Source organism: Glycomyces tritici (assembly GCF_030403505.1).
On the sequence record NZ_JAUEMJ010000002.1, the window covers coordinates 753,400 to 775,497 of the forward strand.

The window sequence follows — 22,098 nt, forward strand, 5'->3', positions numbered from 1 at the left end:
CTTCTGGACTTTACCGGCGCACCCGGCTTTACAGGGGAGCCCAGTCGAGTTACATTGATGTTTATCAATTTCCTTCGATTGGGAGCGCTCTCATGTTCAAGCTCACCCGACATCGCCTCCGGAAGGTGATCGTCATCCTCGCCGCGCTCGCCGCGGCGGTCGTCTCCGCGTTCGTCTTCATCCAGCCGGCCGCGAGCCACGGCACCGCCACCAGCCCGCCGTCCCGGCAGTACAGCTGCTGGGAGCGCTGGGGCGACGACCACCTCAACCCCGACATGGCCGACACCGACCCGATGTGCGCGCAGGCCTGGCAGGCCAACCCGAACACCATGTGGAACTGGAACGGCCTCCTGCGCGAGGGCCTGCAGGGCCAGCACGAGACGCGCATCCCCGACAACCAGCTCTGCTCGGGCGGGCGCGCCGAAGGCGGCCGCTACAACTCCCTCGACGTCGCCGGCGCCTGGCACACGACGCCGCTCGAGAACAACTTCACGCTGCACTACGAGGACACCGCCGTCCACGGCGGCGACTACTACTGGGTGTACGTGTCCAAGCAGGGCTACGACGCGACCACCGACTCGCTCGACTGGGCCGACCTCCAGCGGGTCGCCTCCACGGGCGTCTACGAGCCGGGCGAGGCCGTCGACATCCCCGTGAGCGCCCCCGGGCGCACCGGACGGCACATCGTCTACGTGGTCTGGCAGGCCAGCCACACCGACCAGGCCTTCTACTCCTGCTCGGACGTGTGGTTCGGCGAGGGCGGCCCCACCGAGGAGCCGACCGACCCGACCAGTGAGCCGACCGACGACCCGACCGAGGAGCCCACCACGGGCGGCCCCGCGGAGGACCTCGCCTGCGCGGCCAGCGCCTCGATCAACAGCTGGAACACCGGGGCCACGGTCACGGTCACGGTGTCGAACACCGGGACCCGCAAGGTCAACTCGTGGATGCTCCATTGGACGTGGGCGAACTCGGGGGTCACGGTGAGCAACATGTGGAGCGCCGAGCACTCCACGATGGGCGGCATGCAGATGGCCGCACCGGTCTCCTACAACCAGGCGATCGCGCCGGGAGGCTCGGTGTCGTTCGGCTTCAACGTCAACGGCTCGCTGAGCTCGATGCCGGAGATCGACTGCCTCCCCAGTTAGGACGCGGCACCGCAGCGCGGCCCCGGCCCTTCGGCCGGGGCCGCGTTCGCGCGTGTTCCGGAAGTATTCGGCGGGTCGGACGTCGAAAATTCGGCAACCGGTGTTTACAAGGGGCTTTCCGAACAGATACATTGAAGATTCTCAATGTTCCTATCATTCTGGGAGCGCTTTCATGTTGCACTTCAACAGGTTCGGCGGCCACCCCGCCGACACAACGGACGGCAGGCAGCGGCGGCGGCGCCTCCGCAGCCTCATCGTCGCCGTCGCCGCGATCCTCGCGGCCGGGACCGCGGCGATCGTGTTCGTCCAGCCCGCCTCCAGCCACGGCACCGCCATCGGCCCCGACTCGCGCCACTACGGCTGCTGGGAACGCTGGGGCTCGGACTTCCAGAACCCGGCGATGGAGCAGGAGGACCCGATGTGCTGGGCCGCCTGGCAGAACGACACCAACGCCATGTGGAACTGGAACGGCCTCTACCGGGAGCAGGTCGGCGGCGACCACCAAGCGGCCGTTCCCGACAACCAGCTGTGCTCCGGAGGGCGGACAGGCGGCACCCGGTACGCGGCGCTCGACACCCCCGGCGACTGGGTCACCACCAAAGTGGACTCGAGCTTCACGTTCACCAACTGGGACCAGGCCAACCACGGCGCCGACTACTACCGGATCTACGTCACGAAGCAGGGCTACAACGCCCAGACGGACGCCCTCGACTGGGCCGACCTGGAACTGGTGAAGGACACCGGCGACATCAACCCCGGCGTCGGGCGACCGCCCGCCACCGGCGGCGGCACCCTCGTCGACATCCCCGTGAGCGCCCCCGGCCGCACCGGCCACCACGTCGTGTACATGATCTGGCAGGCCAGCCACCAGGACCAGACTTTCTACGCGTGCTCCGACGTGTGGTTCGGCCCCGGCGGGCCCACCCCGACGATCACGCCGGACGAGCCCTCCCCCACCACCGACGAGCCGACCGACCCGGACCCGACCACCGAGGAGCCCACCACGGGCGGCCCCGCCGGGTACGCCTGCGCCGCGACGGCCACGGTCAACAGCTGGGGTTCGGGCGCCACGGTCACGGTGAAGGTCGCCAACACCGGGACGCAGGCCATCCACAACTGGATGCTGCACTGGCAGTGGCCCAGCGGGGTGACGCTCAGCAACAGCTGGAACGCCACGCTCTCCACCATGGGCGGCATGCAGATGGCCGCACCGGTCTCCTGGAACCAGGCGATCCCGGTCGGCGGCTCCGTCGAGTTCGGACTCAACGTCTCCGGGTCGCTCGCGAGCGCGCCCGCGTTCGACTGCCTGCCGAGCTGACGCGAAAGGCGCGGCGCCCACCGGCGCCGCGCCTGCTCGAGTCCGTGTTCACGCCGCGCTGGGCGCGGCGGCTTCGACGGCCTTCATCCTGCGGCGGACCGCCCAGATGGTGAAGGCCGTCAACGCGATCGTGACGGGCCAGCCGCCGAAGAGCGTCACCAGGCCCAGCGCGTTGTCCGCGTCCAGGTAGTACAGCCAGATGCGGGCCGCGTTCTTGACGATGAAGACCACGCCCCACAGGATCGTGATCCGGCTCAGGATGTCGACGAGCGGCTTGTTCTCGCGCCACTCCTTCTTGCCGCCCTGGGCGACCACGGCGTAGATCCAGCCGATGATCGGGTGGCGCACCAGCGCCGAGACGATGAGCAGCACGCCGTAGACCGAGCCCTGGATGATCCCGGGCAGGTAGAAGTTGCGGGCGTCCGTCGACTTCCAGGCGAGGAACGCGCCGAGCGCGATGCCGAAGAGGCCGTTGAGCGCGTGGCGCATCGACTCCTTGCGGGCGGCGCGCCAGCCGGCGATCGCCAGGGCGCTCGCGGCGGAGATGAGGATGGCCCACTGGAGGCCGCTCATCGGGCCCATCCGGTCGGGCAGGAGCGGGTTGAGCACCACGAACAGGGTGATCGGGACCGCGGCCTCCACGACGCCCTTGACGCCGCCGAGCTGCTGCGAGAGCTGCTCGGTGAAGGGCGGCAGGTCGTCGTCCGGCTCGCGGCGGGCGGCGGCCTCGCGGACCTCGCTCTCGGCCTGTTCCGGCTCGGTGTCGGTCTCGTGGGCCGGCGTCTCGGTGCTCAATGCGGGCCTTCCAGGTCGTGTGGCTGGTCCGCGCTCAGGGGCGCAGTTCGTAGATCGGGTTGTAGACGACGAGCCGGCCGTCGCCCAGCTGGGCCACGCGGCCTCGGGCGACGAGCCTGGTCCCGGCCTCAAGGCCCACGATACGCCGTCGACCCATCCAGACCAATGCGACCTGACCGGTGCCGTCGAAGAGTTCGGCTTCCACAGAAGGTGAACGGCCGTCGGTGCGCAGCACGACGGTGCGCAGGCGGCCGGCGACCACGGCGAGCTGCCGGGGCTCGAGCGACTCGATCGGGGCCGTGTCGGGGTCCGACTCGCGGCGGATCTCGTCGGCGAACAGCTCCTGGGAGGGCGCGGCGATCCGCTTGAGCCAGCTCTTCACCCTCCCGCCCTTGGCGGGGACGGCCCGCGAGGTGTCGATCGTCCCGGCCCTACCGCTTGGGACGCGGCGAGGGCTTGCGGCGGACCTGCGGGCGGGGGGTGTCGCCGGCGGCGATGATGGCGCGGCTGCCGTCGCCGCCGTCGGCCTTGCGCTGCGCGATGCGCGCGGCGGCCTCCTCGGCCATCTTCGGCGGGAGCTTCAGCGGCAGCGGCTCGCGCACCGGCATCGCGGTCGAGCCGCGGTCGATCACGAGCAGGCGCAGGGCCTCGTCGAGTTCGGGGGCGGCCGCCTCGTCGAGGGCGCGCTGGCCCTGGAAGGTGGCCTGCACGAACCAGCGGGGGCCGTCGATGCCGCAGAAGCGCACCGAGTTGGTGCCCTTCTTGGTGGTGACCTTCGCGATGAGCTCGACGCCCCAGGCGCCCTCGACCTCCTGGACCTCGCCGCCCTGGCCGGTGACCTGGGCGGTGAGCTCGCCGCGGAACTCGTCCCAGATGCCCTCGCTGCGGGGCGCGGCGCGCACGAGCAGCTGGAGCGCGGAGGAGCCGGTGGTGAGCAGGACCTGGCTGATGTTGCCCTTGGCGTCGGTCTGGGCCTGGAAGCCCACGCCCTTGGGGACGGGGAGTCGGATCGCTCCCAGGTCGATGCGGCGGACGTCGTCGTCGGGGGCGTCGGCCACGTCGAAGGGGCCTTGGGTGGCCTCGTGCTCGAAGGTCTCCCCGCTCTCGGCCAGGGAGTCGAGGACGGCGCCCTCGGCGGGGCGCTGCTTCTTCGACTTTCGCCGCTTAAACACGTTCGCTCTCCTCTGCAAGTCGGCGGTGCCCGCCGGTGGAACCGTGGCCGCTCGCGCCGCGCTGCGTCGGCGCGAAGTCGTCGACCTCGGTGAAACGGGCTCGCACAACCGGTTGGACTACCAATTGTGCGATACGGTCTCCGCGCTCGATGACGGCGGTCCGGTCCGGGTCCAGGTTCACGAGGTTGACCTTGATCTCACCGCGGTAGCCGGAGTCGATCGTGCCGGGCGCGTTCACGATGGTGACGCCGAGCCGGTGGGCGAGCCCGGAGCGCGGGTTCGTGTACCCCACGTGCCCTTCGGGGATCGCGACGGCGACGCCGGTGCCGACGAGGGCCCGCTGCCCGGGGGCCAGCGCGACCCCTTCGGCGGCGCAGAGGTCCGCGCCCGCGTCGCCGGGGTGCGCGTAGGCGGGCAGCGGCAGGTCGGGGTCGAGCCGCCGGACGGCGACCGGGACTTCGATGCTCATCGTCGTCGGGTTCCTCTCACTCGCGGAAGCACGCCTCGAAGGAGGTGCACAGTGCGGGGATATCGTCTCAGGTATGAGGAGTGGGGAACGGTACGCCGAGCGGATGAGTCTGCCGGTGGCGGGTTGGCTCGCCGTGATCGCGGCGGCGGTGCTGGCCGGGGCCTTGTCCAACTTCGGCGACATGCGCTGGTGGCGGGTGACGGCGAGCGTCGCGCTCATGGTCGCGGTGGTCGCGGGCGCGTGGTGGCTGGGCCGCCTGCGCGTGAGCGTCGCCGAGTCCGGCGGCGAGGTGTGGCTCCACGTGGACGACGCGAAGCTGCCGATGTCGGCGGTGGCCGAGGTGCAGGTGCTGGAGCCGGTCGCGTACTCGGACGCGCTGGGCGTGGCCCAGCATCCGCTGGCGTTCGCGGTGCAGCGGCCGTGGATCAACCGCGGGCTGCGGATCGTCCTGGACGACCCCGATGACCCGACCCCCTACTGGATCGTCGCCTCGCGGCGTCCCGAGCGGCTCAAGGCCGCCCTGACGGCCGCGCGGGAGTCCGTAGAGGCCTAGGGCCTGTACCGGGGCAAGGATCGGGGCCCCGGACAAGCGAGACGGCCCGCAGGAGGCGTCCTGCGAGCCGTGCGCTATCCGAGGGGCATTGTGATCCTGCCGCACCGTCGTTCAGGCCGCGCAGTCGTCGGGACTGCGCAGTCGGGGTCTGACCGCTAGGCGCAGTCCTTGCAGATCGGCTGCCCGTTCTTCTCCTTGGCGAACTGGCTGCGGTGGTGGACCAGGAAGCAGCTGGAGCATCGGAACTCGTCCTGCTGCATCGGCAGGACCTTCACCGAGAGCTCCTCGTCGCCCAGGTCGGCGCCGGGCAGTTCGAAGTTCTCCGCGACCTCGGCCTCGTCGACGTCCACCGACCCCGATTGATCGGTGCGGCCCTTCGCGAGGGCGTCAATGCCGTCGGTCCCGGCGGTCTCTTCCTTGTCGCGGCGCGGGGCGTCGTAGTCGGTTGCCATCGTTTTCCACTCCCAATTGGTTGCTTTTGCGGCTCAGGGACCGAGCGCGGCGGGTTGCCGCTGGAGTGTTCGGGTGACACAGCGGCCCGGCTCGGGTCCTGGCGGGTTCGGTTCCGTCCCTGCAGGCGGCGTACCTTACCGCGTGCAGTCCATTCCTATACACGATGCCCCTGGGTTTTTCATCCCCATTGTGGCGAGAAACACTTCTGTGTCAAGGGCGGTGAGTGACCGCCTCTCGCCCACGGAGACGACCCGCGCACGATAGCCTTTCGGATGGCAACGTTTGCGGGCCGTCGGCTCGTCTAAGTGCAGACATTCGTCGACACTTGTTGGAGATTCGGGGAGGCAGCCGTGCGTATCGCTCGTATCCGCGCTTTGACGGTCCTATGCGCATTGGCACTGATCGCGGGCCTGGTCACGGTCTGGGCCATACGCAACGACTCGCAGACCTCCGCGAGCGGCGACTGCCCGCCCGGCGCGGTCGAGATCAAGACCGCCCCGATCCCCAAGCCCGAGGAGATCGAGCTGGTCGTCCTCAACGGCACCGACCGGGACGGCCTGGCCGAGCAGGCCGCCGCGCAGCTGGAGGACCGCGGGTTCATCGTCACCGAGACGGGTGACGCGGACGAGGACTACGACGGCACCGCGCTGGTGTACTACGGCCCCGACCAGTACGCGGCCGGCGTCCACGCCCACGCGTACTTCTACCAGGGCCACGACATGTTCGACCTCGACTGGGGCGACAAGCCGATCACCGTCGTCCTCGGCGACGACTTCGCAGAGGTACGCTCGGCTTCCGACGCGCGGCAGTCCTTCGCACAGGGCGGCATCGGCGAGGCGCCGGAAGGCACCTGCACGGTAGAATAGAGCGCCGTCACACCCCACGTGCTGCGACACATTGACACTGAAAATGCGGAAACACAGCTCGAAACGGCACCACGGACGGGCCGCAGGCGATTTTCGGCGCTACAATTCACGCCTGCCCGGTCGTTGTGCCGACCTGGGCTGCCGACCCAATATCCAACGCTCACCCGCTATGGAGCCCGGCTGCGCCGTGCCCGCCATTGCCTCGGAAGGTTGCTCGTGACTGACGCACGTCCCACCGGCACAGACGTCAATTCCCTGACCGACTCGTTGCTCGCTCTGGCCCGAGAGAGCAACGGGCAGCTGACGTCCGCGACGGTCGCCCAGGTTCTGGAGTCGGTGCAGGCCTCCCCCGCCGAGGGCAAGAAGGTGCTCCGCGCCCTGGCCGAGGCCGAGGTCACCGTGGTCGTGGACGGTTCCGCCTCCACGCGCAAGCGCGTCCCCGCCGCCCGCACCGCCACCTCCTCCCGGACCACCACCGCGAAGGCCGCCAAGAAGACCACGGTGAAGAAGACCGCGGTCAAGAAGGCCGCCGCCGCCCCTGCCGAAGAGGCGGGCGAGGAGTCCCCGGTCAAGAAGGCCGCCAAGAAGACCGCTAAGAAGGCCGTCGCGAAGAAGGCGACGAAGAAGGTCGCGGCGAAGAAGCCCGTCGACGGCGAGGAGCCCGACGAGGCCGACCTCGCCGCCGCCGACGAGGACGCGCTCGCCGAAGCCGCCGCCGCCGCACCCGCCAAGAAGGCGACCCGCAAGAAGGCGGCCAAGAAGGCCGCCACCCGCGGAAAGTCCAAGAAGGACGGCGAAGACGACGAAGAGGGCGACGACTTCGAGTGGGACGAGGAGGACTCGGAGGCGCTCAAGCAGGCCCGCAAGGACGCCGAGATGACCGCCTCGGCCGACTCGGTCCGCGCCTACCTCAAGCAGATCGGCAAGGTGCCGCTCCTCAACGCGGCCCAGGAGGTCGAGCTCGCCAAGCGCATCGAGGCCGGCCTGTACGCCGTCGAGCGCCTCAAGCTGCTCCGCGAGGCCGGCGAGGAGATCCCCACGCAGATGCGCCGGGACCTCGAGTGGATCGTCCGCGACGGCGACCGCGCCAAGGACCACCTCCTCGAGGCGAACCTCCGCCTCGTCGTCTCCCTCGCCAAGCGCTACACCGGCCGCGGCATGGCGTTCCTGGACCTGATCCAGGAGGGCAACCTCGGTCTCATCCGCGCCGTCGAGAAGTTCGACTACACCAAGGGCTACAAGTTCTCCACGTACGCCACCTGGTGGATCCGGCAGGCGATCACCCGGGCCATGGCCGACCAGGCGCGGACCATCCGCATACCGGTCCACATGGTCGAGGTCATCAACAAGCTCGGCCGCATACAGCGTGAGCTGCTCCAGGACCTGGGCCGCGAGCCCAGCCCGGACGAACTCGCCAAGGAGATGGACATCTCCCCGGAGAAGGTCCTCGAGATCCAGCAGTACGCGCGCGAGCCCATCAGCCTCGACCAGACCATCGGCGACGAGGGCGACAGCCAGCTCGGCGACTTCATCGAGGACTCCGAGGCCATCGTGGCCGTCGACGCGGTCTCCTTCTCGCTCCTCCAGGGCCAGCTCCAGCAGGTGCTGCAGACCCTCTCCGAGCGCGAGGCGGGCGTCGTCCGGCTCCGGTTCGGCCTCACCGACGGCCAGCCGCGCACCCTCGACGAGATCGGCCAGGTCTACGGGGTCACCCGTGAGCGCATCCGCCAGATCGAGTCGAAGACCATGTCGAAGCTGCGGCACCCGTCGCGTTCACAGGTCCTTCGCGACTACCTCGACTAGGCCTGAACCGCGGTCATTTCGCTCCCGGCGTAATGGAACTCGACGACACGGCACGGCTGCGAGCTGCGGTGTATCACCCGATCGGGTGGGTACCTTACTCTCGTGCCGGGTTGTCGATCGCCGTTCCGTGGGCTACGGTGTGGAACAACCATCGGACCGGCGGCACCGAGTGAGCCCAGTCTCAGTCGGGAACTGTCGGGAAGAGGGAGTACAGTGCAGGCGTTGAACGGAACGAGCCGGTCAACAGGCCGACTATAGAGATGCATTGCTGTGCAAGTGCACAGCGAACCGAACGCAGCGGAGGACCTGGTATGACATCCACCCTGACGCCCCCGCCCCAGACGGAGGAACGTCCGATCGCGGGCGAGCGCTGCGATCGGTGTAGCGCCGCGGCAAAGCTTCGTGTGACCCTGGCCGAAGGCGGCGACCTCGTCTTCTGCGGCCACCACGCGAACCAGTTCGCCGAGAAGCTCGTGCCGATCGCCATCGACTTCACCGCCGACCCCGAATTCGAGTGGCGCGGCACCGACCTCATGGCCTCGCAGAACTAGCGCACACAGGCTTGAGACGGGCCCGAGCGGCATGCCGCTCGGGCCCCGATTCGTTTCGAAACCATTGAATATCAAGACGAGCAATGGGACCGCCCGCGGGCGGTCCCATTCGCATTGCCGTATTCGGCAACGCTGCCTACAGCGAGCGGATCACCGCGATCCGCTCCTCCAGCTGCTCGATCGTCGCCTGCGCGCTCGGCGGCCCGCCGCACTTGGACCGCAGCATCGCGTGGATCTTGCCGTGCGGCTCGTTCGTCGCGAACGAACGCGCCCCCACCAGCGCGTTCAACTGCTTGCGCAGCTTCAACCGCTTCTGCGCGTTGGTCATCGCGGGCTCGGCCGCCGGCCGCTCCACGGTCTCGGTGCGGGTCCCCGACTTCTGCTTCGCCATCTGCTCGCGCTGGCGCTTCTGCAGCAGCAGGTGCACCTGCTCCTGGGTCAGCAGCCCCGGCAGGCCCAGGTACTCCTGCTCCTCGGCGCTCCCGGCCTCCACGGGCAGGCCGAACGAGCCGCCGTCGAAGATGACCTGGTCGAGCTCCGCGTTCGACTCGAGGGTCTCGCGCTGGCCGCCGAGTTCGGTGCCCTCGTTGAGGACCCGCTGCGCCTGCTCCAAGAGCAGCTCGGGGTCCTCGTCCTGCGACTTGGGCTTGATGACGTGGTCGCGGTCGGCCTCGAGGTTCTCCGCGAGGCTCAGCAGCGGGATCACGCTCGGCAGGAACACCGAGGCGGTCTCGCCGGGGCGGCGCGAACGCACGAAGCGGCCGATGGCCTGCGCGAAGTACAGCGGCGTGTGCGCGTTCGTGGCGTAGACCCCGACCGCCAGGCGCGGGATGTCCACGCCCTCGGAGACCATGCGGACGGCCACGAGCCATTCCTCATTGGAGTCCGCGAACTTGGCGATCTTGTCCGATGAGCCCGCGTCGTCCGAGAGGACGATCGCGGCGCTCTTGCCGGTGACGCGCTTGAGGATGCCCGCGTAGGCGCGGGCGCTGTTCTGGTCCGAGGCGATGATGAGCCCGCCCGCGTCGGGGATGCCCGCCGCGCGCAGCGACGAGAGCCGCCGGTCGGCGGCCCTGATGACCTGCTTGATCCACTCCCCTTCGGGGTCGAGCGCGGTGCGCCAGGCCTGGCTCGTGAGGTCCTTCGTGAGCGGCTGCCCGAGCCGCACCGCCAGCTCGTCCCCCGCGCTGGTGCGCCACTTCGCCTGGCCGGAGTAGGCCATGAACATGACCGGGCGCACGACGCCGTCGGCGAGCGCGTCCCGGTAGCCGTAGAGCGCGTCGGCCCGCGAGCGCTTGACGCCGTCGGCCTCCTCGTCGTACTCGACGAAGGGGATCGGGTTGTCGTCGCTGCGGAACGGGGTGCCGGTGAGGCACAGGCGGCGCTCGGCCTCGTCGAAGGCGGTCTGGACGCCCTCGCCCCAGGTGCGGGCGTCGCCGGCGTGGTGGATCTCGTCGAGGATGACGAGGGTGCGGCGCGCGAGCGTGCGGCGGCGGTGGACGGCGGGGTCGGCGCCGATCTGCGCGTAGGTGACGACGACACCGTGGAAATCGGCGGCACTGTGGACGGACGAGTTACGGAAGGCCGGGTCGAGCTGGATGCCGAACCGGGCCGCGGCCCCGGCCCACTGGGCCTTGAGGTGCTCGGTGGGGGCGACCACGGTGACCGTGTCGACGGTGCCGTCGGCGAGCAGGTCGTAGGCGATGCGCAGGGCGAACGTGGTCTTGCCGGCCCCGGGCGTAGCTACGGCGAGGAAGTCCCGCGATTGACCCCGGTGGTAGGCGACCATGGCCTTGCGCTGCCAGACCCGAAGCGAGGGAAGCATTTCGGGTGGGGCGGCCGGGATCATGCGGGCTCCTCTCGGACGGTGGCGGACCGGGTTGATTTTAGGCCGCGGGGAAAGTCGCGGTGCCCGCTTGCCGACCGCGAATTGGCAAAGTCACGGCGTCCGCCCGCGAGCCGTGCGACGGGCCGGTCACGGCCGGCCGCGGATCGGCGGCGACGCACTTCCCGGTCGCGCGTTCACCGCTCCAGCAGGATCGTGTTGGGGCCGACGTTGACGCTGCGCACGAGCATCATGGCGCCGAACACGCCGGTCTCGACGCGGGCGCCGAGACCGCGGAGGCGGGCGGCGACGGCCTCGACCAGGGGTTCGGCGACCGGGCCGGGGGCGGCGCCGTTCCAGGAGGGGCGCCGGCCCTTTCGCGTGTCGGCGTAGAGGGTGAACTGGCTGACCAGCAGGATCGGCGCGTCCAGATCGGACGCCGAGAGCTCGTCCCTCATGATCCGCAGGCTCCAGATCTTCTCGGCGATCCACGCGACCTCCGCGGGACCATCCGTGTGGGTGACGCCGACGAGGACGAGGAGGCCCTCGCCGATCGCGCCGACGCTCTCGCCGTCGACGGTGACTTCCGCTTCGCTGACGGTCTGCACGACTGCTTTCATGCCCCAGATCCTGCCGCACCGCCCAGGCGTAGGCTCGAAGGGTGGCAAGGCGTGAGAAGGCGACCAGCATCACCGATGCGGCGATGTCCCTCGAAGAGGAGCGGCGGTACCGGACGATCCGGTACGTCGTGATGATGTCGATCCGGGCGGTGCTGGTGATCGTGCTCGGCATCCTCGTGATGGCCGAAGCGCCGCTGCTGTGGCTCTGGCTGGCGATCGGCGTGGCCGGGATGGCGCTGCTGCCCTGGCTGGCGGTCCTGCTGGCGAACGACCGCCTGGTGCGCAAGCCGGGCATGTTCACGAAGCACCAGCGGCGCGCCGAGACCCTCGAACCGCCCGAGCACCGCATGATCGATTCGGAATAATCGCCCCGGACACCCTCTGCCGAGTTTGCGGGTCGTCGATTCGTAGAGCAAGATTGACGGGATCTTGCGCGCTAATGAGGAGTGAGTTGCAGTGAGCGAACTTCCCACCACCGGTGGCTCCGACGGAGGAGTCGGCGGCTCCGGCTCGACCCTTCTGGAAGAGCAGACGAAGACCAACCCGAACTACGTGTTCGAGGACGGCGACGACGAGCGCTTCTCGCACTACGTGCCGAAGGACAAGCTCATGGCCGCGATGGTCGACGGCATCCCGGTGAAGGCGCTGTGCGGGAAGATGTGGGTGCCCACCCGCGACCCCGACCGCTTCCCGGTCTGCCAGAACTGCAAGGACATCTACGCCAAGATGAAGGGCTGAGGCTGCAGCGCGGCTCTCACCTTTGCGAAGAACCGCGGTGTGACCGGGCCCTGCCTGCTATAACGCACGGGTGGAGCCTAGTGAATTCGACCCGACCGCGCTGATGCTGGTGGCCGAGCTCGTCGGCACCGCGGTCTTCGCCGCCTCCGGCGCGAGCGCCGCGGTCGGCAAGCGGCTGGACCTGTTCGGCGTGGTCGTCATCGGCGTCCTCTGCGCCCTCGGCGGCGGCGCGCTCCGCGACGTGCTCATCGACGCGAAGCCGCTGCTGCTCACCGACTGGCGCTACCCGCTCGTGGCGCTCGTCGCGTCCCTGTTCGTGTTCTGGTTCCACCCGGCGCTCTCGCGCATGCGCACCACGATGCTCGTGCTCGACGCCGCCGGGCTGGCGCTGTTCACCGTGGTCGGGACCCAGAAGGGGCTCGATTTCGGTTTCGCCGTCTACGCGGCTTGCATCGTGGGAGTACTCTCCGGAATCGGCGGGGGCATCCTGCGGGACGTCCTGAGCCAGGAGATCCCGGCGGTGCTCCGCGAGGACTTCTACGCGATGGCCGCGGCGATCGGCGCGGTGATCGTGGCGGTCGGGGCCCGGTGGGAGTCCATGATCGGGCACTGGACGCTCGCGCTGACGGCCATCGCGGTCATCTTCGTTGTACGCCTCGTGGCCATCAGGTATCGCTGGGAAGCACCGAAACCGAAAATCTGATCGTGTCTCCCGGGTTCGTGCCACCCTTCTCCCCGGGGGATCTGAATCGTCGAAATCCGCTGCAAGCTGGTACTCCGAAGCCCGGTGCCCACCGGGTATGGCGCGGATCAACCCACGCGCCGAGGGTCTGCAGCGAAAGGCGAATTCGATGGCACCTGTCGACAGCATCCGCCAGCGTCCGGCGAGGCGACCGGCGCAGCGCGCGACCGAATACTCCGGCGACCCCGTTCGCGCCTATCTGAACGGCATCGGCAAGCACCGGCTGCTCACCGCCTCCGAAGAGGTCGAGTGCGCCAAGGCGATCGAGGCCGGCCTCATGGCCGAGTGCCGCATCAGCGAGGTCACCGACCCCGACTACCGCTCGGACCTTGCCCGCATCGCGGCCGAGGGCCGCGCGGCCAAGCAGCGCATGCTCGAGTCGAACCTGCGCCTCGTGGTCTCCGTCGCCAAGCGCTACTCCGGCGCCGGGCTGAGCCTGCTCGACCTCATCCAGGAGGGCAACCTCGGCCTCATCCGCGCCGTCGAGAAGTTCGACTACCAGAAGGGCTACAAGTTCTCCACGTACGCCACCTGGTGGATCCGGCAGGCGATCAACCGGGCCGTCACCGACCAGTCCCGCACGATCCGCGTCCCCGCGCACACCGTGGACCAGATCAAGCGGATGAACCGGGTCCGCCAGGACCTCATGGTCGAGCTGGGCCGCGAGCCCCGCTACGAGGAGATCGCCGCGGAGCTGGAGGTCACCCCGGGCAAGGTCCTCGAGCTCATGTCCTACGACCGCGAGCCGGTCAGCCTCGACCAGACCGTGGGCGAGGACGACTCGACCGCGCTGGGCGACCTCGTGGCGCACCTGCCCCGCGAGCGCGGCAGCGACGACGCCGTGTCCTACGCGCTCCTGCGCCGCCACATCGCGAACGTGCTGGCCTCGCTGCCCGAGCGGGAACAAACCGTGCTGCGGCTGCGTTTCGGCATTGACGACGGCCGTCAGCGCACCCTCGAAGAGGTCTCCGCGGACTTCGGACTCTCGCGCGAGCGGGTCCGCCAGATCGAGAAGAACGCGCTGCACCGCCTGCGCCAGCCCGACTACGCCGGGCGCCTCGCCGAGTATGTGGCGTGATCGACCTTCACGGCCCGGATCTCCGTGCCGCTTTGGGGTGTGAGCGCCCTGTACGTCCGGATGGCTGATGGGCGGAGCGTCCTTCACGACGTATACCATTGGTGGTGACAGGGGGTCTGGCGGCTACTCGACCCACCCCGCTCGGTGCCCTGCGGGCGGACAAAGTGAAGGAACGAAGCTGTGACCACGGACCTCGTCGACACCACTGAGATGTACCTGCGCACGATCCTCGAACTCGAGGAGGAAGGCGTCCCGGCCCTGCGCGCCCGGATCGCCGAGCGCCTGGAGCAGAGCGGCCCGACGGTCTCGCAGACCGTGGGCCGGATGCAGCGCCACGGCCTGCTCAACGTCAAGAGCGACCGGCACCTGGAGCTCACCGAGGAAGGCCGCCGGCAGGCGGTCGCGGTGATGCGCAAGCACCGGCTCGCCGAGCGCCTCCTGGTCGACGTCATCGGCATGTCCTACGTGGAGGCCCACGACGAGGCCTGCAAGTGGGAGCACGTCATGAGCGACTCGGTGGAGAAGCGCGTGTACGAGCTGCTCGAGCACCCCACCCGCTCGCCGTACGGCAACATGATCCCCGGGCTCAGCGAGCTCGACGCCTCGGCCGTGGCCGAAGGCCGCGAGGTCGACGAGCGCCCGCTGAGCGTCGTGTCCCCCGGTTCCAAGGTGCGCGTGACGCGCCTGTGCGAATCGGCCCAGACCCACCCCGAGCTGCTCGCGTCCCTGCACGAGGCGGGCGTGGACCCCGGCGCCGAGGTCGCGATCGACCGCCTCGACGGCGAGGTCGCGGTGACCTCCGGCACGGACACGATCCGGCTCTCGACCGACGACGCGGCGAAGATCTTCGCCACCCCCGCCGAGTAGTTCACCACCGAGGCGCTTGCGCGCCTTGGAAGTCCACGCTTCCGTGTCTTGACCCCGGTACCTACCGGGGAGTAAGCTCAGCAAAGCGTTGCAAACGTTTCCAATTCATCCCACATCAGGGCTGACCACTGGGGACGCCTGCACCCGAGGACTGCACTCCGCACCTGAGCGCCCTCCTTGCTCCCCCGGCGAGGAGGGCGCTCACTAAGCGGCGCAAAGCGAAGGCCGCCCGGAACACTCCGGGCGGCCTTCGCTGCGTCTGCGGCGCTAGCCGGCTTCGGCGTGCGCGGCGGCGATGCCCTTGGCCAGTTCGGTGAAGCCGCCGACGAGCTCGTTCACGACGGCCGGGTCGGTCTCCACCGGTGTCGTGTAGCGCATCTCGAAGATCGTGCCGCCCTCGTACCAGCCCATCTCCAGGGCCGGGCCCGCGCCCGTGTCCTCGGTGTGGACGATCCAGTAGGCGGCCTCGCCGAGCCCGTCGACCTCCTCGGTGCCGTCGGCGAGCTCCTCCTCGTAGACCTCGACCTTCGCCTCGGTGCCGATGACGAACAGCGTCAGGTCCGGGTAGGCGGCCTCGCCGGTCTGGACGGCGCAGGTGAGCTGGGCCGGCGCCTCCTCGCCCTCGGCGAGCTCGCCGGGCCCGCCCGAGGCGAAGCGGAAGTCCTCGCCGGTCACGGAGTTCAGGGTCGCGGAGTCGATGAGCGGGCAGGCGCCCGCGGCGTCGGCCAGGTCCAGCTCGACCGGCTCGGTCGGGGCTGCGGCCTCGCTCGAGGAGTTCGCGGCGGAACCCTCGGGCTCCTCGCCCGAGGGCGAGCCGTCGTCACTGCAGGCGGCCAGCGCCAAGAGGAACGCGGCGGGGATCGCGATCAGCGCGCGCTTCATCGGGCCTCCTCCTTCGACTCGGCTTGCGAGCCGCCGGTCGGCACCGTTGCGACGGCGCCGCCGCGCGAGACCCAGTCGCTCCAGGAACCGATGTACACCGGGGGCGTGGGCAGGCCCGCGGCGGTGACGGCGAGCGCGGTGCGGGCCGCACCGACGCCGGAGCCGCAGTAGTAGGCCGCTTCCGGGTGGGACGCATAGCGTTCGCGCAGCCGCTCGGTGTCGGCCAGGTCGTCTTCGCCGAGGAAGAGGTTGATCGCGCCGGGCACGTGGCCGGCGACGGGGTCGACCGGTTCCATCTCACCGCGGTAGCGCTCGGGGGCGCGCACGTCGACCAGTTCGCGGGTCTCGGCCCACTCGGCGGCGGCCTCGGCGTCGAGCACCGGGAGGTGCCCGGGGCGGACCGTCACGGTGCCGGGCTTGGGGTCTGCGGTTCGGGTCTCGAGCGGGAGTCCGGCGCCGGTCCAGGCCTTGATGCCGCCCTGGAGGACTTGGACGTCGTCGATCCCGGCCCAGCGGAGGGTCCACCAGGTGCGGGCGGCGGCCATGCCGTCGCCGTCGTCGTAGACGAGGACGTGCGAGTCGTCGTTGATACCGGCTGCGCGCAGGACCGCTTGCAGCGCTTCGGGTTCGGGGAGCGGGTGGCGACCGCCGAGGGTCTCGACGGGGCCGCACACGTCCCGGTCGAGGTCGAGCCGGACCGCGCCGGGCAGGTGCCCTTCGGCGTAGTCGGCGTCCCGCGAGGGTCCTCCGAGCGTCCAGCGGACGTCGAGCCGGACCGATTCGTGCAGTTCAGCGGCCGCTTCGGCGCCGATCAATGGCCTCATGGTCCCAGATTAACGGAGGTGCGCGTTGGGCCGTTCGGCCGCGTCCGCGAATTCGGGCATCACGGCGACAACCACGCCGTTCTCCCGCAAAATCGCGTCGCCGCCGGGCGCGTCGACGAAGTTGAGCGGCTCGCCGAGGGCGTACACGACGCGGGCGACACCGGCGTTGAGGAGCAGGCGGGCGCACGGGTCGGGCCGGGAGGCGCGGTGCCCGCACGGCTCCATCGAGGAATAGGCGGTCGCGCCGCGCGCGGCGTCGCCGGCGTGGCGGAGGGCGACCTCCTCGGCGTGGTCGTTCGGCTCCTCGGCGCGCGAGTAGCCCTCGCCGACGACGCGGCCGTCTGCGATGATCACCGCCCCGACGCTGAAGGCGGTACTGGAGGGCGGGCAGCGTTCGGCCAGCTCGACGGCGCGCGCCATCCAGCGCGCGTCGTCCTCTGTGGATTGCTCTCGGGTGTTCGGCACGGTTTCACCGTACCTTCGCGCGACGCGGACGAGACGCCCCGAGGCGGTAGTCACCGGTCCTTGCCGGAGGCCGATACCATGTGGGAGTCCCCCGACACTCCAGCCACGTCAGACGTGCGCGCGGGAACGATTCCAGAGGCCCGCGGGTCGCCGATCAAGTGAGGTGCAGTAGTTGTCCGTCCAGTCCCCTCCCGCTCCGGCACAGGCGCCCAGCGCACCTGCTGCAACCGGGCAGCGACGGTTCGACCGCGTGCTGGCCGCACTGCGGTTCACGCCCGGGCAGCTGCGCGGTGTGCTCACCGTGGTCGCGGCGCTCATCCTCGGCGCCGGGATCACCGGCATGACCGCGGTCATCGCGAAGTCGGCCGTCATCGAGGAGACCACCAGCCAGTCCGGGCGGCTCTCCGTGGCCGCCCTCTCGCTGTACCAGGCGCTCTCCCAGGCCGATGCGACCGCCGCGTCCTCGTACCTGACGGCGGGCACGCCCTCGGACGAGATGAACGAGACCTACCGCGAGGCGATGCGCGACGCGACCGTGGCACTCGCAACGGCCGCAGGGGAAGTGAAGACCCCCGCTGACACCGCGCTGGTCGCCGAGCTCAATGCGCGCATGCCGGTCTACACCGGGCTGGTGGAGACCGCGCGGACCTTCAACCGCCTCGGCGAGCCCGTCGGCGCGACCTACCAGGAGCAGGCCTCCACGCTCATGCGCGAGGAGATGCTCCCCAAGGCGCACGACCTGCAGGAGAACTCGCTGGGGCAGCTCAACGAGTCGCGCGCGGACGCCGCCGCGTTCCCGTGGGCCGCCGCGGTGCTGGCCGTCGCCGCGCTCGGCACGCTCGTGTGGGCCCAGATGTGGCTCTCGCGCAAGACCAACCGCGTGTTCAACCTCGGGCTCGTCGGCAGCACCGTGCTGCTCGTCGGTTTCGCGGGCTGGCTCGCGATGGCCTCGCTGGCGTCCGCGAGCCACACCAACCGGTCCCATGAGGACGGTTCGGCGCCGCTCGAGCTGCTGGCCGAAGCCGAGATCACCGCCCAGCAGGCGCGCGCCGAGGAGTCGCTCGTGCTCATCGCCCGCGGTGAGGACCAGGCCGCCGCGGACCGCTTCGAGGAGCACTTCAAGGCCCTCACCGACCCGGGCGCGCTGCTCGACCGGCTCGACGAGGCGTTCGCCGGGGACGCCGAGCTCTCCGCGAACATCGACACCGCCCGCGAGGCCGCCGAGACCTGGCGGGCCGGGCACGACGAGGTCGTCAAGCTCGCCCAGGGCGGCCAGTACACCGAGGCGGTCGCGCTCGTCGTCGGCGAGAGCGACACCAGCCTGTGGACGTCCTTCACGACCCTCAACGACGCGTTGACCGAAGCGACCGACGTCAGCGCCGAACGCTTCGCCGCGGCCACCAACGACGCCCAGCGGTCCCTCTCGGGCGCCGCGGCCGGGCTCGCGGCCCTGGCGCTCGGCGCGCTCATCAGCGCCGCGGTCGGCATCCAGCTTCGAGTGGCGGAGTACTACGCATGATTCGACACCACCTCAGGCTCGCGGCCGCCGCCGCGGCCTGCCTCGTCCTCGCCGCCTGCTCGCAGCCGGCCGACATGGGGCCGCCGCAGGTCGACGTCCCCACGCCGCTGCCCTCGGGGATCGACTTCTCCCCCGAGATCGAGACCAAGCCGGTCGACGACAGCTGCACGCCGCTCGCGTCCTACAACCCCGGGACCACCACCGTCGAGCAGGCCGTGGCCGACCTCGACAACCAGGACCAGATCACCATCGGCGTCAGCCAGTCCACGAACCTCATGGGCTACATCGAGCCCGAGACGAACACCCCGGCCGGCTTCGACATCGACATCGCCACCGCGATCGCCCACTCGATCCTCGGCCCCGACGCGACCATCCGCTGGGTCCCGATGACCTCCGGGGAGCGCGAAGAGGCCGTCAACACCGACCGGGTCGACATGGTCGTGCGGACCATGACCATGAACTGCGACCGCTGGGCCAACGTGGAGTTCTCCGCCGAGTACTTCCACGCCGGGCAGCGCCTCCTCGTGCCGACGGCCTCGGGCATCACGGGCCTCGCCGACCTCGCCGACGACCACCTCGTGTGCACCGGCGCCGGCTCGACCTCCGTGCGGACCATCGCCGAACAGTCCGCGGCCCAGGCCGTCACCGTGCCGGACTTCAACGACTGCCTGGTCCTGCTCCAGCAGGGCACCGTGGACGCCATCACCAGCGACGACACGATCCTCGCGGGCATGGCGGCCCAGGACCCGACCCTCGAGGTCGTGGGCGACGCGTTCTCGCAGGAGCCCTACGGGATCGCCTTCCAGAAGGGCAACACCGACCTCGCCCGCTACGTCAACGGCGCCCTCGCCCAGATCATCGCGAACGGCACCTGGCAGACCGCTTACAACAAGTGGCTCGAAGGACCGCTGGGCGTCCCGGGCGTCCCGCCGACCCCCCAGTACCGGGATTAAGGGAGCGCCATGAGCGACCAGCAGCCGCCTCCAGAGCACACGCAGCGGTACCTCCCGGGCGCGTACCAGCCCGAAGGCGAGGCCACCGACACCGTCAGCATCCGCAAGCGGCTCAACACGCCGCCCGCGGTGCCGCCGCAGCCGGGCTTCGCGCCCGCCCCCCTCGGCCCGCCCGGGACCAACGCGGTCCCGCCGCAGCACATGGCCGCGCCGCTCGCCCCGAGCTCGGCGCCGCCGATGCACTCCCCGGTCGCGCCCCCGGTCTCGCCGCCGCTGCCGCAGCCCGGGACGCAGGGCATCGCGCCCGCCGGCGTCGTCCAGTCGCCGCCCCCGGCCCCCTACCGGGCCCCGGCCGCGCCGCTGCCGCAGCCGATCACCGGCCCCGTCACGCGCTCCACGACCACCAGCGCCCGCCAGCGCGGCGGCCTGTCCGACATGCCGCCCGTGCCGCCCCGCGACCCCGCCGAGGCGGTCATGGAGCACCCGCAGGTGCCCGAGCACAAGCGGTTCTGCTCCTCGTGCGGCAAGCCCGTGGGCCGGCCCCAGGCCGGGCGCGCGGGCCGCGTCGAGGGCTACTGCGCGCACTGCCGCACCCGGTACTGGTTCACGCCCGCGCTCAGCCCCGGCGACGTGCTCTCCGAGCGGTACGAGGTGCTCGGCGCGATCGCCCACGGCGGGCTCGGCTGGATCTACCTCGCCAACGACAAGAACTTCGCGGACGACCTGACGCAGCGCTGGGTCGTCATCAAGGGCCTCATCAACACCTCCGACGAGGACGCGATCGAGGCCGCGATCAACGAGCGGCGCTTCCTCGTCGGCATCGACCACCCCAACGTGGTCGACATCCACGACTTCGTGACCGCCGCCGACCCGCGCTCGGGCCAGCTCCAGTCGTACATCGTCATGGAGTACCTGGCCGGGAAGTCGCTGCGGGACATCAGGGACGCGGTCGACGAGAACGGCGAGCGCAAGCCGCTCCCGCTGGAGCAGGTGCTCACCTACACCGCCGAGCTGCTGCCCGCGTTCAGCTACCTGCACGACCGGGGCCTGCTGTTCTGCGACTTCAAGCCGGACAACATGATCCACGTCGAGACCTGGCTCAAGCTCATCGACCTCGGCGCGGTGCGCCACGTCGAGGACATGGAGTCGGCGATCTACGGCACGCCCGGGTACTCGGTGCCGAACGACGAGATCCTCTCCGTGGGGCCCTCGGTGACCTCGGACCTGTACACGATCGGCCGCTCGATGGCCGTGCTCGCCTTGGATTTCAAGGGCTTCACGAGCACGTACCGCGACAAGCTGCCCCCGGCCGCCGAAGCGCCCGTGTTCAACGAGTTCGGGTCGTTCCACCGGCTGCTGCTGCGCGCCACGAACGCCGAGCCGCGCTCGCGGTTCCAGGACGCCGACGAGATGCGCACCCAGGTGCGCGGCGTGCTGCACGAGGTGCAGTCGGTGCAGAAGGGCGAGCCGCGGTTCGAGCCTTCGACGCTGTTCAGCGGCGAGCAGGCCGTGTTCGGCGAGCCCGACGTGGAGTACGACATCCACGCGGTGGGCGATCCGTTCGACGTGGCGCACGCGCTGCCCACGCCGATGGTCGACCTCGCCGACCCGATGGCCGCGTTCATGGCGACGCTCCAGGCCACCGACGCCGCGGGCATCCTCGCCGAGCTCAACGCCGCACCCGTGCAGAGCCCGGAGGTGCAGCTGCGGCGCGTGCGCACGCTCGTCAACGCCGGGGACCTGCACCAGGCCAACGCGGCGCTCGACCAGTTCGCGCAGCGCGAGGGCAACACCTGGCAGGTCACGTGGCTGCGCGGCACGATCTCGCTGCTCGCGGCCGACTTCCACACGGCCGCAGCGCATTTCGACGCCGTCTACTCGCACCTCCCCGGAGAGCTGGCCCCGCGGCTGGCGCTGGCGGCGTGCGCGGAGATGGCGGGCCGGCGGGACCTGGCCCTGCCGCACTACACGCGGATCTGGACCTGCGACCACCGGTTCGTCTCGGCCGCGTACGGCCGGGCGCGCCTGCTCGACCTCGAGGGCAACTCGACGGAGGCGATCTCGACGCTGCACCAGGTCCCGAAGACCTCGTCGCAGTACGGGATCGCGCAGACCGCGGCGATCCAGACCGCGCTGCACTCGCGCACGTCGCCGCCGTCGCTGCTGGACCTGCACCATATGGCCGGGCGGCTCGACGAGCTGAAGCTCGAGCCGCGGCGTCGGCACCTCGTGTCGACCCGCATCCTCCACCTGGCGCTGGACACGGTGCTGCGCACCGGTCCCGCGCACGAGCCGCGCGTGTTCGGCGCGCAGCCGGAGGAGCGCGAGCTGCGCCTGGCGCTGGAGCGGACGTACCGTGACCTCGCCCACGCCTGCACCCGCAGGGAGGACCAGGTGTACTACTTCGACCTGGCGAACGCCCACCGCCCCCGCACGATGCTGTAGCGAAGGAGCCCT

Annotated in this window: 24 protein-coding genes; 14 read left to right on the top strand and 10 right to left on the bottom strand. The window is 70.3% G+C overall.

Annotation, left to right across the window (positions count from 1 at the left end):
* Window positions 1–92: 92 nt before the first annotated feature.
* Window positions 93–1,148 (top strand): lytic polysaccharide monooxygenase, encoded by a 1,056-nt coding sequence (locus tag QWI33_RS08690; protein WP_289956835.1) that lies wholly within the window; start codon window positions 93–95, stop codon window positions 1,146–1,148.
* A gap of 172 nt (window positions 1,149–1,320) precedes the next feature.
* Window positions 1,321–2,466, top strand: a complete 1,146-nt coding sequence (locus tag QWI33_RS08695; RefSeq protein ID WP_289956838.1) for a lytic polysaccharide monooxygenase auxiliary activity family 9 protein — start codon at window positions 1,321–1,323, stop codon at window positions 2,464–2,466.
* A 48-nt stretch (window positions 2,467–2,514) separates the two neighbouring features.
* Here the strand turns inward: QWI33_RS08695 and QWI33_RS08700 are convergent, their stop codons facing one another.
* The 4 genes from QWI33_RS08700 to dut are packed head-to-tail and all read right to left on the bottom strand — an operon-like array spanning window position 2,515 to window position 4,902.
* Window positions 2,515–3,261 (bottom strand): DUF3159 domain-containing protein, encoded by a 747-nt coding sequence (locus tag QWI33_RS08700; protein ID WP_289956840.1) that lies wholly within the window; start codon window positions 3,259–3,261, stop codon window positions 2,515–2,517.
* A 34-nt stretch (window positions 3,262–3,295) separates the two neighbouring features.
* A complete protein-coding gene (locus QWI33_RS08705) occupies window positions 3,296–3,643 on the bottom strand; it encodes an OB-fold nucleic acid binding domain-containing protein (RefSeq protein WP_289956841.1) in 348 nt (115 codons plus the stop codon).
* Window positions 3,644–3,692: 49 nt separating this feature from the next.
* Window positions 3,693–4,433: a DUF3710 domain-containing protein gene (locus tag QWI33_RS08710; RefSeq protein WP_289956843.1), complete on the bottom strand. Its 741-nt coding sequence runs from the start codon at window positions 4,431–4,433 to the stop codon at window positions 3,693–3,695.
* Complete coding sequence (dut, locus tag QWI33_RS08715; RefSeq protein WP_289956845.1) at window positions 4,426–4,902, bottom strand: dUTP diphosphatase; 477 nt, start codon at window positions 4,900–4,902, stop codon at window positions 4,426–4,428. Before dut ends, QWI33_RS08710 begins: the two co-directional genes overlap by 8 nt.
* A gap of 73 nt (window positions 4,903–4,975) precedes the next feature.
* On the opposite strand from dut, the gene QWI33_RS08720 reads away from it, so the two are divergent.
* Window positions 4,976–5,455 carry a DUF3093 domain-containing protein gene (locus tag QWI33_RS08720; protein ID WP_289956847.1) on the top strand — a complete coding sequence of 160 codons (480 nt, stop codon included), beginning with the start codon at window positions 4,976–4,978 and terminating at the stop codon, window positions 5,453–5,455.
* 155 nt (window positions 5,456–5,610) lie between these two features.
* On the opposite strand, the gene QWI33_RS08725 is transcribed toward QWI33_RS08720, so the two are convergent.
* Window positions 5,611–5,907 (bottom strand): DUF4193 domain-containing protein, encoded by a 297-nt coding sequence (locus QWI33_RS08725; protein ID WP_270115560.1) that lies wholly within the window; start codon window positions 5,905–5,907, stop codon window positions 5,611–5,613.
* 351 nt (window positions 5,908–6,258) lie between these two features.
* Between QWI33_RS08725 and QWI33_RS08730 the strand changes: the two genes are divergently transcribed.
* The 3 genes from QWI33_RS08730 (at window position 6,259) to QWI33_RS29335 (ending at window position 9,128) form a co-directional block, all read left to right on the top strand.
* The gene (locus tag QWI33_RS08730) at window positions 6,259–6,774 is read left to right on the top strand and encodes a LytR C-terminal domain-containing protein (RefSeq protein ID WP_289956852.1); all 516 of its coding nucleotides are present in this window, start codon (window positions 6,259–6,261) and stop codon (window positions 6,772–6,774) included.
* A gap of 216 nt (window positions 6,775–6,990) precedes the next feature.
* On the top strand, window positions 6,991–8,577 hold the full coding sequence (locus QWI33_RS08735) for an RNA polymerase sigma factor (RefSeq protein WP_289956854.1): 1,587 nt from the start codon (window positions 6,991–6,993) through the stop codon (window positions 8,575–8,577).
* A gap of 311 nt (window positions 8,578–8,888) precedes the next feature.
* Complete coding sequence (locus QWI33_RS29335) at window positions 8,889–9,128, top strand: DUF7455 domain-containing protein (protein WP_030162469.1); 240 nt, start codon at window positions 8,889–8,891, stop codon at window positions 9,126–9,128.
* 136 nt (window positions 9,129–9,264) lie between these two features.
* Here the strand turns inward: QWI33_RS29335 and QWI33_RS08745 are convergent, their stop codons facing one another.
* Together QWI33_RS08745 and dtd are read right to left on the bottom strand one after the other, a co-directional pair.
* Entirely contained in the window at window positions 9,265–10,977 is a 1,713-nt protein-coding gene (locus QWI33_RS08745; protein ID WP_289956855.1) for a DEAD/DEAH box helicase, read from the bottom strand.
* A gap of 173 nt (window positions 10,978–11,150) precedes the next feature.
* Window positions 11,151–11,573, bottom strand: a complete 423-nt coding sequence (gene dtd, locus QWI33_RS08750) for a D-aminoacyl-tRNA deacylase (protein ID WP_289956857.1) — start codon at window positions 11,571–11,573, stop codon at window positions 11,151–11,153.
* 41 nt (window positions 11,574–11,614) lie between these two features.
* Here dtd and QWI33_RS08755 point away from each other — a divergent pair, with 41 nt between their 5' ends.
* The 5 genes from QWI33_RS08755 (at window position 11,615) to QWI33_RS08775 (ending at window position 14,998) form a co-directional block, all read left to right on the top strand.
* Complete coding sequence (locus QWI33_RS08755; protein ID WP_289956859.1) at window positions 11,615–11,938, top strand: DUF3099 domain-containing protein; 324 nt, start codon at window positions 11,615–11,617, stop codon at window positions 11,936–11,938.
* A 91-nt stretch (window positions 11,939–12,029) separates the two neighbouring features.
* Window positions 12,030–12,311 carry a DUF3039 domain-containing protein gene (locus QWI33_RS08760; protein ID WP_289956860.1) on the top strand — a complete coding sequence of 94 codons (282 nt, stop codon included), beginning with the start codon at window positions 12,030–12,032 and terminating at the stop codon, window positions 12,309–12,311.
* 70 nt (window positions 12,312–12,381) lie between these two features.
* Window positions 12,382–13,014 (top strand): trimeric intracellular cation channel family protein, encoded by a 633-nt coding sequence (locus QWI33_RS08765; RefSeq protein ID WP_289956862.1) that lies wholly within the window; start codon window positions 12,382–12,384, stop codon window positions 13,012–13,014.
* A 148-nt stretch (window positions 13,015–13,162) separates the two neighbouring features.
* On the top strand, window positions 13,163–14,131 hold the full coding sequence (locus tag QWI33_RS08770) for a sigma-70 family RNA polymerase sigma factor (protein WP_289956865.1): 969 nt from the start codon (window positions 13,163–13,165) through the stop codon (window positions 14,129–14,131).
* Window positions 14,132–14,311: 180 nt separating this feature from the next.
* A complete protein-coding gene (locus QWI33_RS08775) occupies window positions 14,312–14,998 on the top strand; it encodes a metal-dependent transcriptional regulator (RefSeq protein ID WP_289956866.1) in 687 nt (228 codons plus the stop codon).
* Between the two features lie 267 nt (window positions 14,999–15,265).
* Here QWI33_RS08775 and QWI33_RS08780 read toward each other — a convergent pair whose 3' ends face one another.
* From QWI33_RS08780 to QWI33_RS08790, 3 genes are read right to left on the bottom strand one after another with little or no spacing between them, the layout of a single operon-like run.
* Window positions 15,266–15,880 carry a hypothetical protein gene (locus tag QWI33_RS08780; RefSeq protein WP_289956867.1) on the bottom strand — a complete coding sequence of 205 codons (615 nt, stop codon included), beginning with the start codon at window positions 15,878–15,880 and terminating at the stop codon, window positions 15,266–15,268.
* Window positions 15,877–16,704, bottom strand: a complete 828-nt coding sequence (locus QWI33_RS08785; RefSeq protein WP_289956869.1) for a sulfurtransferase — start codon at window positions 16,702–16,704, stop codon at window positions 15,877–15,879. The genes QWI33_RS08780 and QWI33_RS08785 overlap by 4 nt, the downstream gene beginning before the upstream one ends.
* Window positions 16,705–16,713: 9 nt before the next feature.
* Window positions 16,714–17,169 (bottom strand): deaminase, encoded by a 456-nt coding sequence (locus tag QWI33_RS08790; RefSeq protein WP_289956871.1) that lies wholly within the window; start codon window positions 17,167–17,169, stop codon window positions 16,714–16,716.
* A 250-nt stretch (window positions 17,170–17,419) separates the two neighbouring features.
* On the opposite strand from QWI33_RS08790, the gene QWI33_RS08795 reads away from it, so the two are divergent.
* Genes QWI33_RS08795 through QWI33_RS08805 form a run of 3 tightly spaced genes read left to right on the top strand, consistent with a single transcriptional unit; the run spans window position 17,420 to window position 22,086 of the window.
* A complete protein-coding gene (locus QWI33_RS08795; RefSeq protein WP_289956873.1) occupies window positions 17,420–18,688 on the top strand; it encodes a GlnX family signal transduction membrane protein in 1,269 nt (422 codons plus the stop codon).
* The gene (locus QWI33_RS08800) at window positions 18,685–19,641 is read left to right on the top strand and encodes a glutamate ABC transporter substrate-binding protein (RefSeq protein WP_289956875.1); all 957 of its coding nucleotides are present in this window, start codon (window positions 18,685–18,687) and stop codon (window positions 19,639–19,641) included. Before QWI33_RS08795 ends, QWI33_RS08800 begins: the two co-directional genes overlap by 4 nt.
* A 9-nt stretch (window positions 19,642–19,650) precedes the next feature.
* Window positions 19,651–22,086: a tetratricopeptide repeat protein gene (locus QWI33_RS08805; RefSeq protein WP_289956877.1), complete on the top strand. Its 2,436-nt coding sequence runs from the start codon at window positions 19,651–19,653 to the stop codon at window positions 22,084–22,086.
* Window positions 22,087–22,098: the final 12 nt, after the last annotated feature.

Bases quoted from the DNA above. Each gene is read 5' to 3' on its own strand.
- QWI33_RS08690 (WP_289956835.1), top strand. From the start codon at position 93: ATGTTCAAGCTCACCCGACATCGCCTCCGGAAGGTGATCGTCATCCTC.
- QWI33_RS08695 (WP_289956838.1), top strand. From the start codon at position 1,321: ATGTTGCACTTCAACAGGTTCGGCGGCCACCCCGCCGACACAACGGAC.
- dut (WP_289956845.1), bottom strand. From the start codon at position 4,902: ATGAGCATCGAAGTCCCGGTCGCCGTCCGGCGGCTCGACCCCGACCTG.
- QWI33_RS08720 (WP_289956847.1), top strand. From the start codon at position 4,976: ATGAGGAGTGGGGAACGGTACGCCGAGCGGATGAGTCTGCCGGTGGCG.
- QWI33_RS08725 (WP_270115560.1), bottom strand. From the start codon at position 5,907: ATGGCAACCGACTACGACGCCCCGCGCCGCGACAAGGAAGAGACCGCC.
- QWI33_RS29335 (WP_030162469.1), top strand. From the start codon at position 8,889: ATGACATCCACCCTGACGCCCCCGCCCCAGACGGAGGAACGTCCGATC.
- QWI33_RS08745 (WP_289956855.1), bottom strand. From the start codon at position 10,977: ATGATCCCGGCCGCCCCACCCGAAATGCTTCCCTCGCTTCGGGTCTGG.
- dtd (WP_289956857.1), bottom strand. From the start codon at position 11,573: ATGAAAGCAGTCGTGCAGACCGTCAGCGAAGCGGAAGTCACCGTCGAC.
- QWI33_RS08770 (WP_289956865.1), top strand. From the start codon at position 13,163: ATGGCACCTGTCGACAGCATCCGCCAGCGTCCGGCGAGGCGACCGGCG.
- QWI33_RS08780 (WP_289956867.1), bottom strand. From the start codon at position 15,880: ATGAAGCGCGCGCTGATCGCGATCCCCGCCGCGTTCCTCTTGGCGCTG.
- QWI33_RS08785 (WP_289956869.1), bottom strand. From the start codon at position 16,704: ATGAGGCCATTGATCGGCGCCGAAGCGGCCGCTGAACTGCACGAATCG.
- QWI33_RS08800 (WP_289956875.1), top strand. From the start codon at position 18,685: ATGATTCGACACCACCTCAGGCTCGCGGCCGCCGCCGCGGCCTGCCTC.
- QWI33_RS08805 (WP_289956877.1), top strand. From the start codon at position 19,651: ATGAGCGACCAGCAGCCGCCTCCAGAGCACACGCAGCGGTACCTCCCG.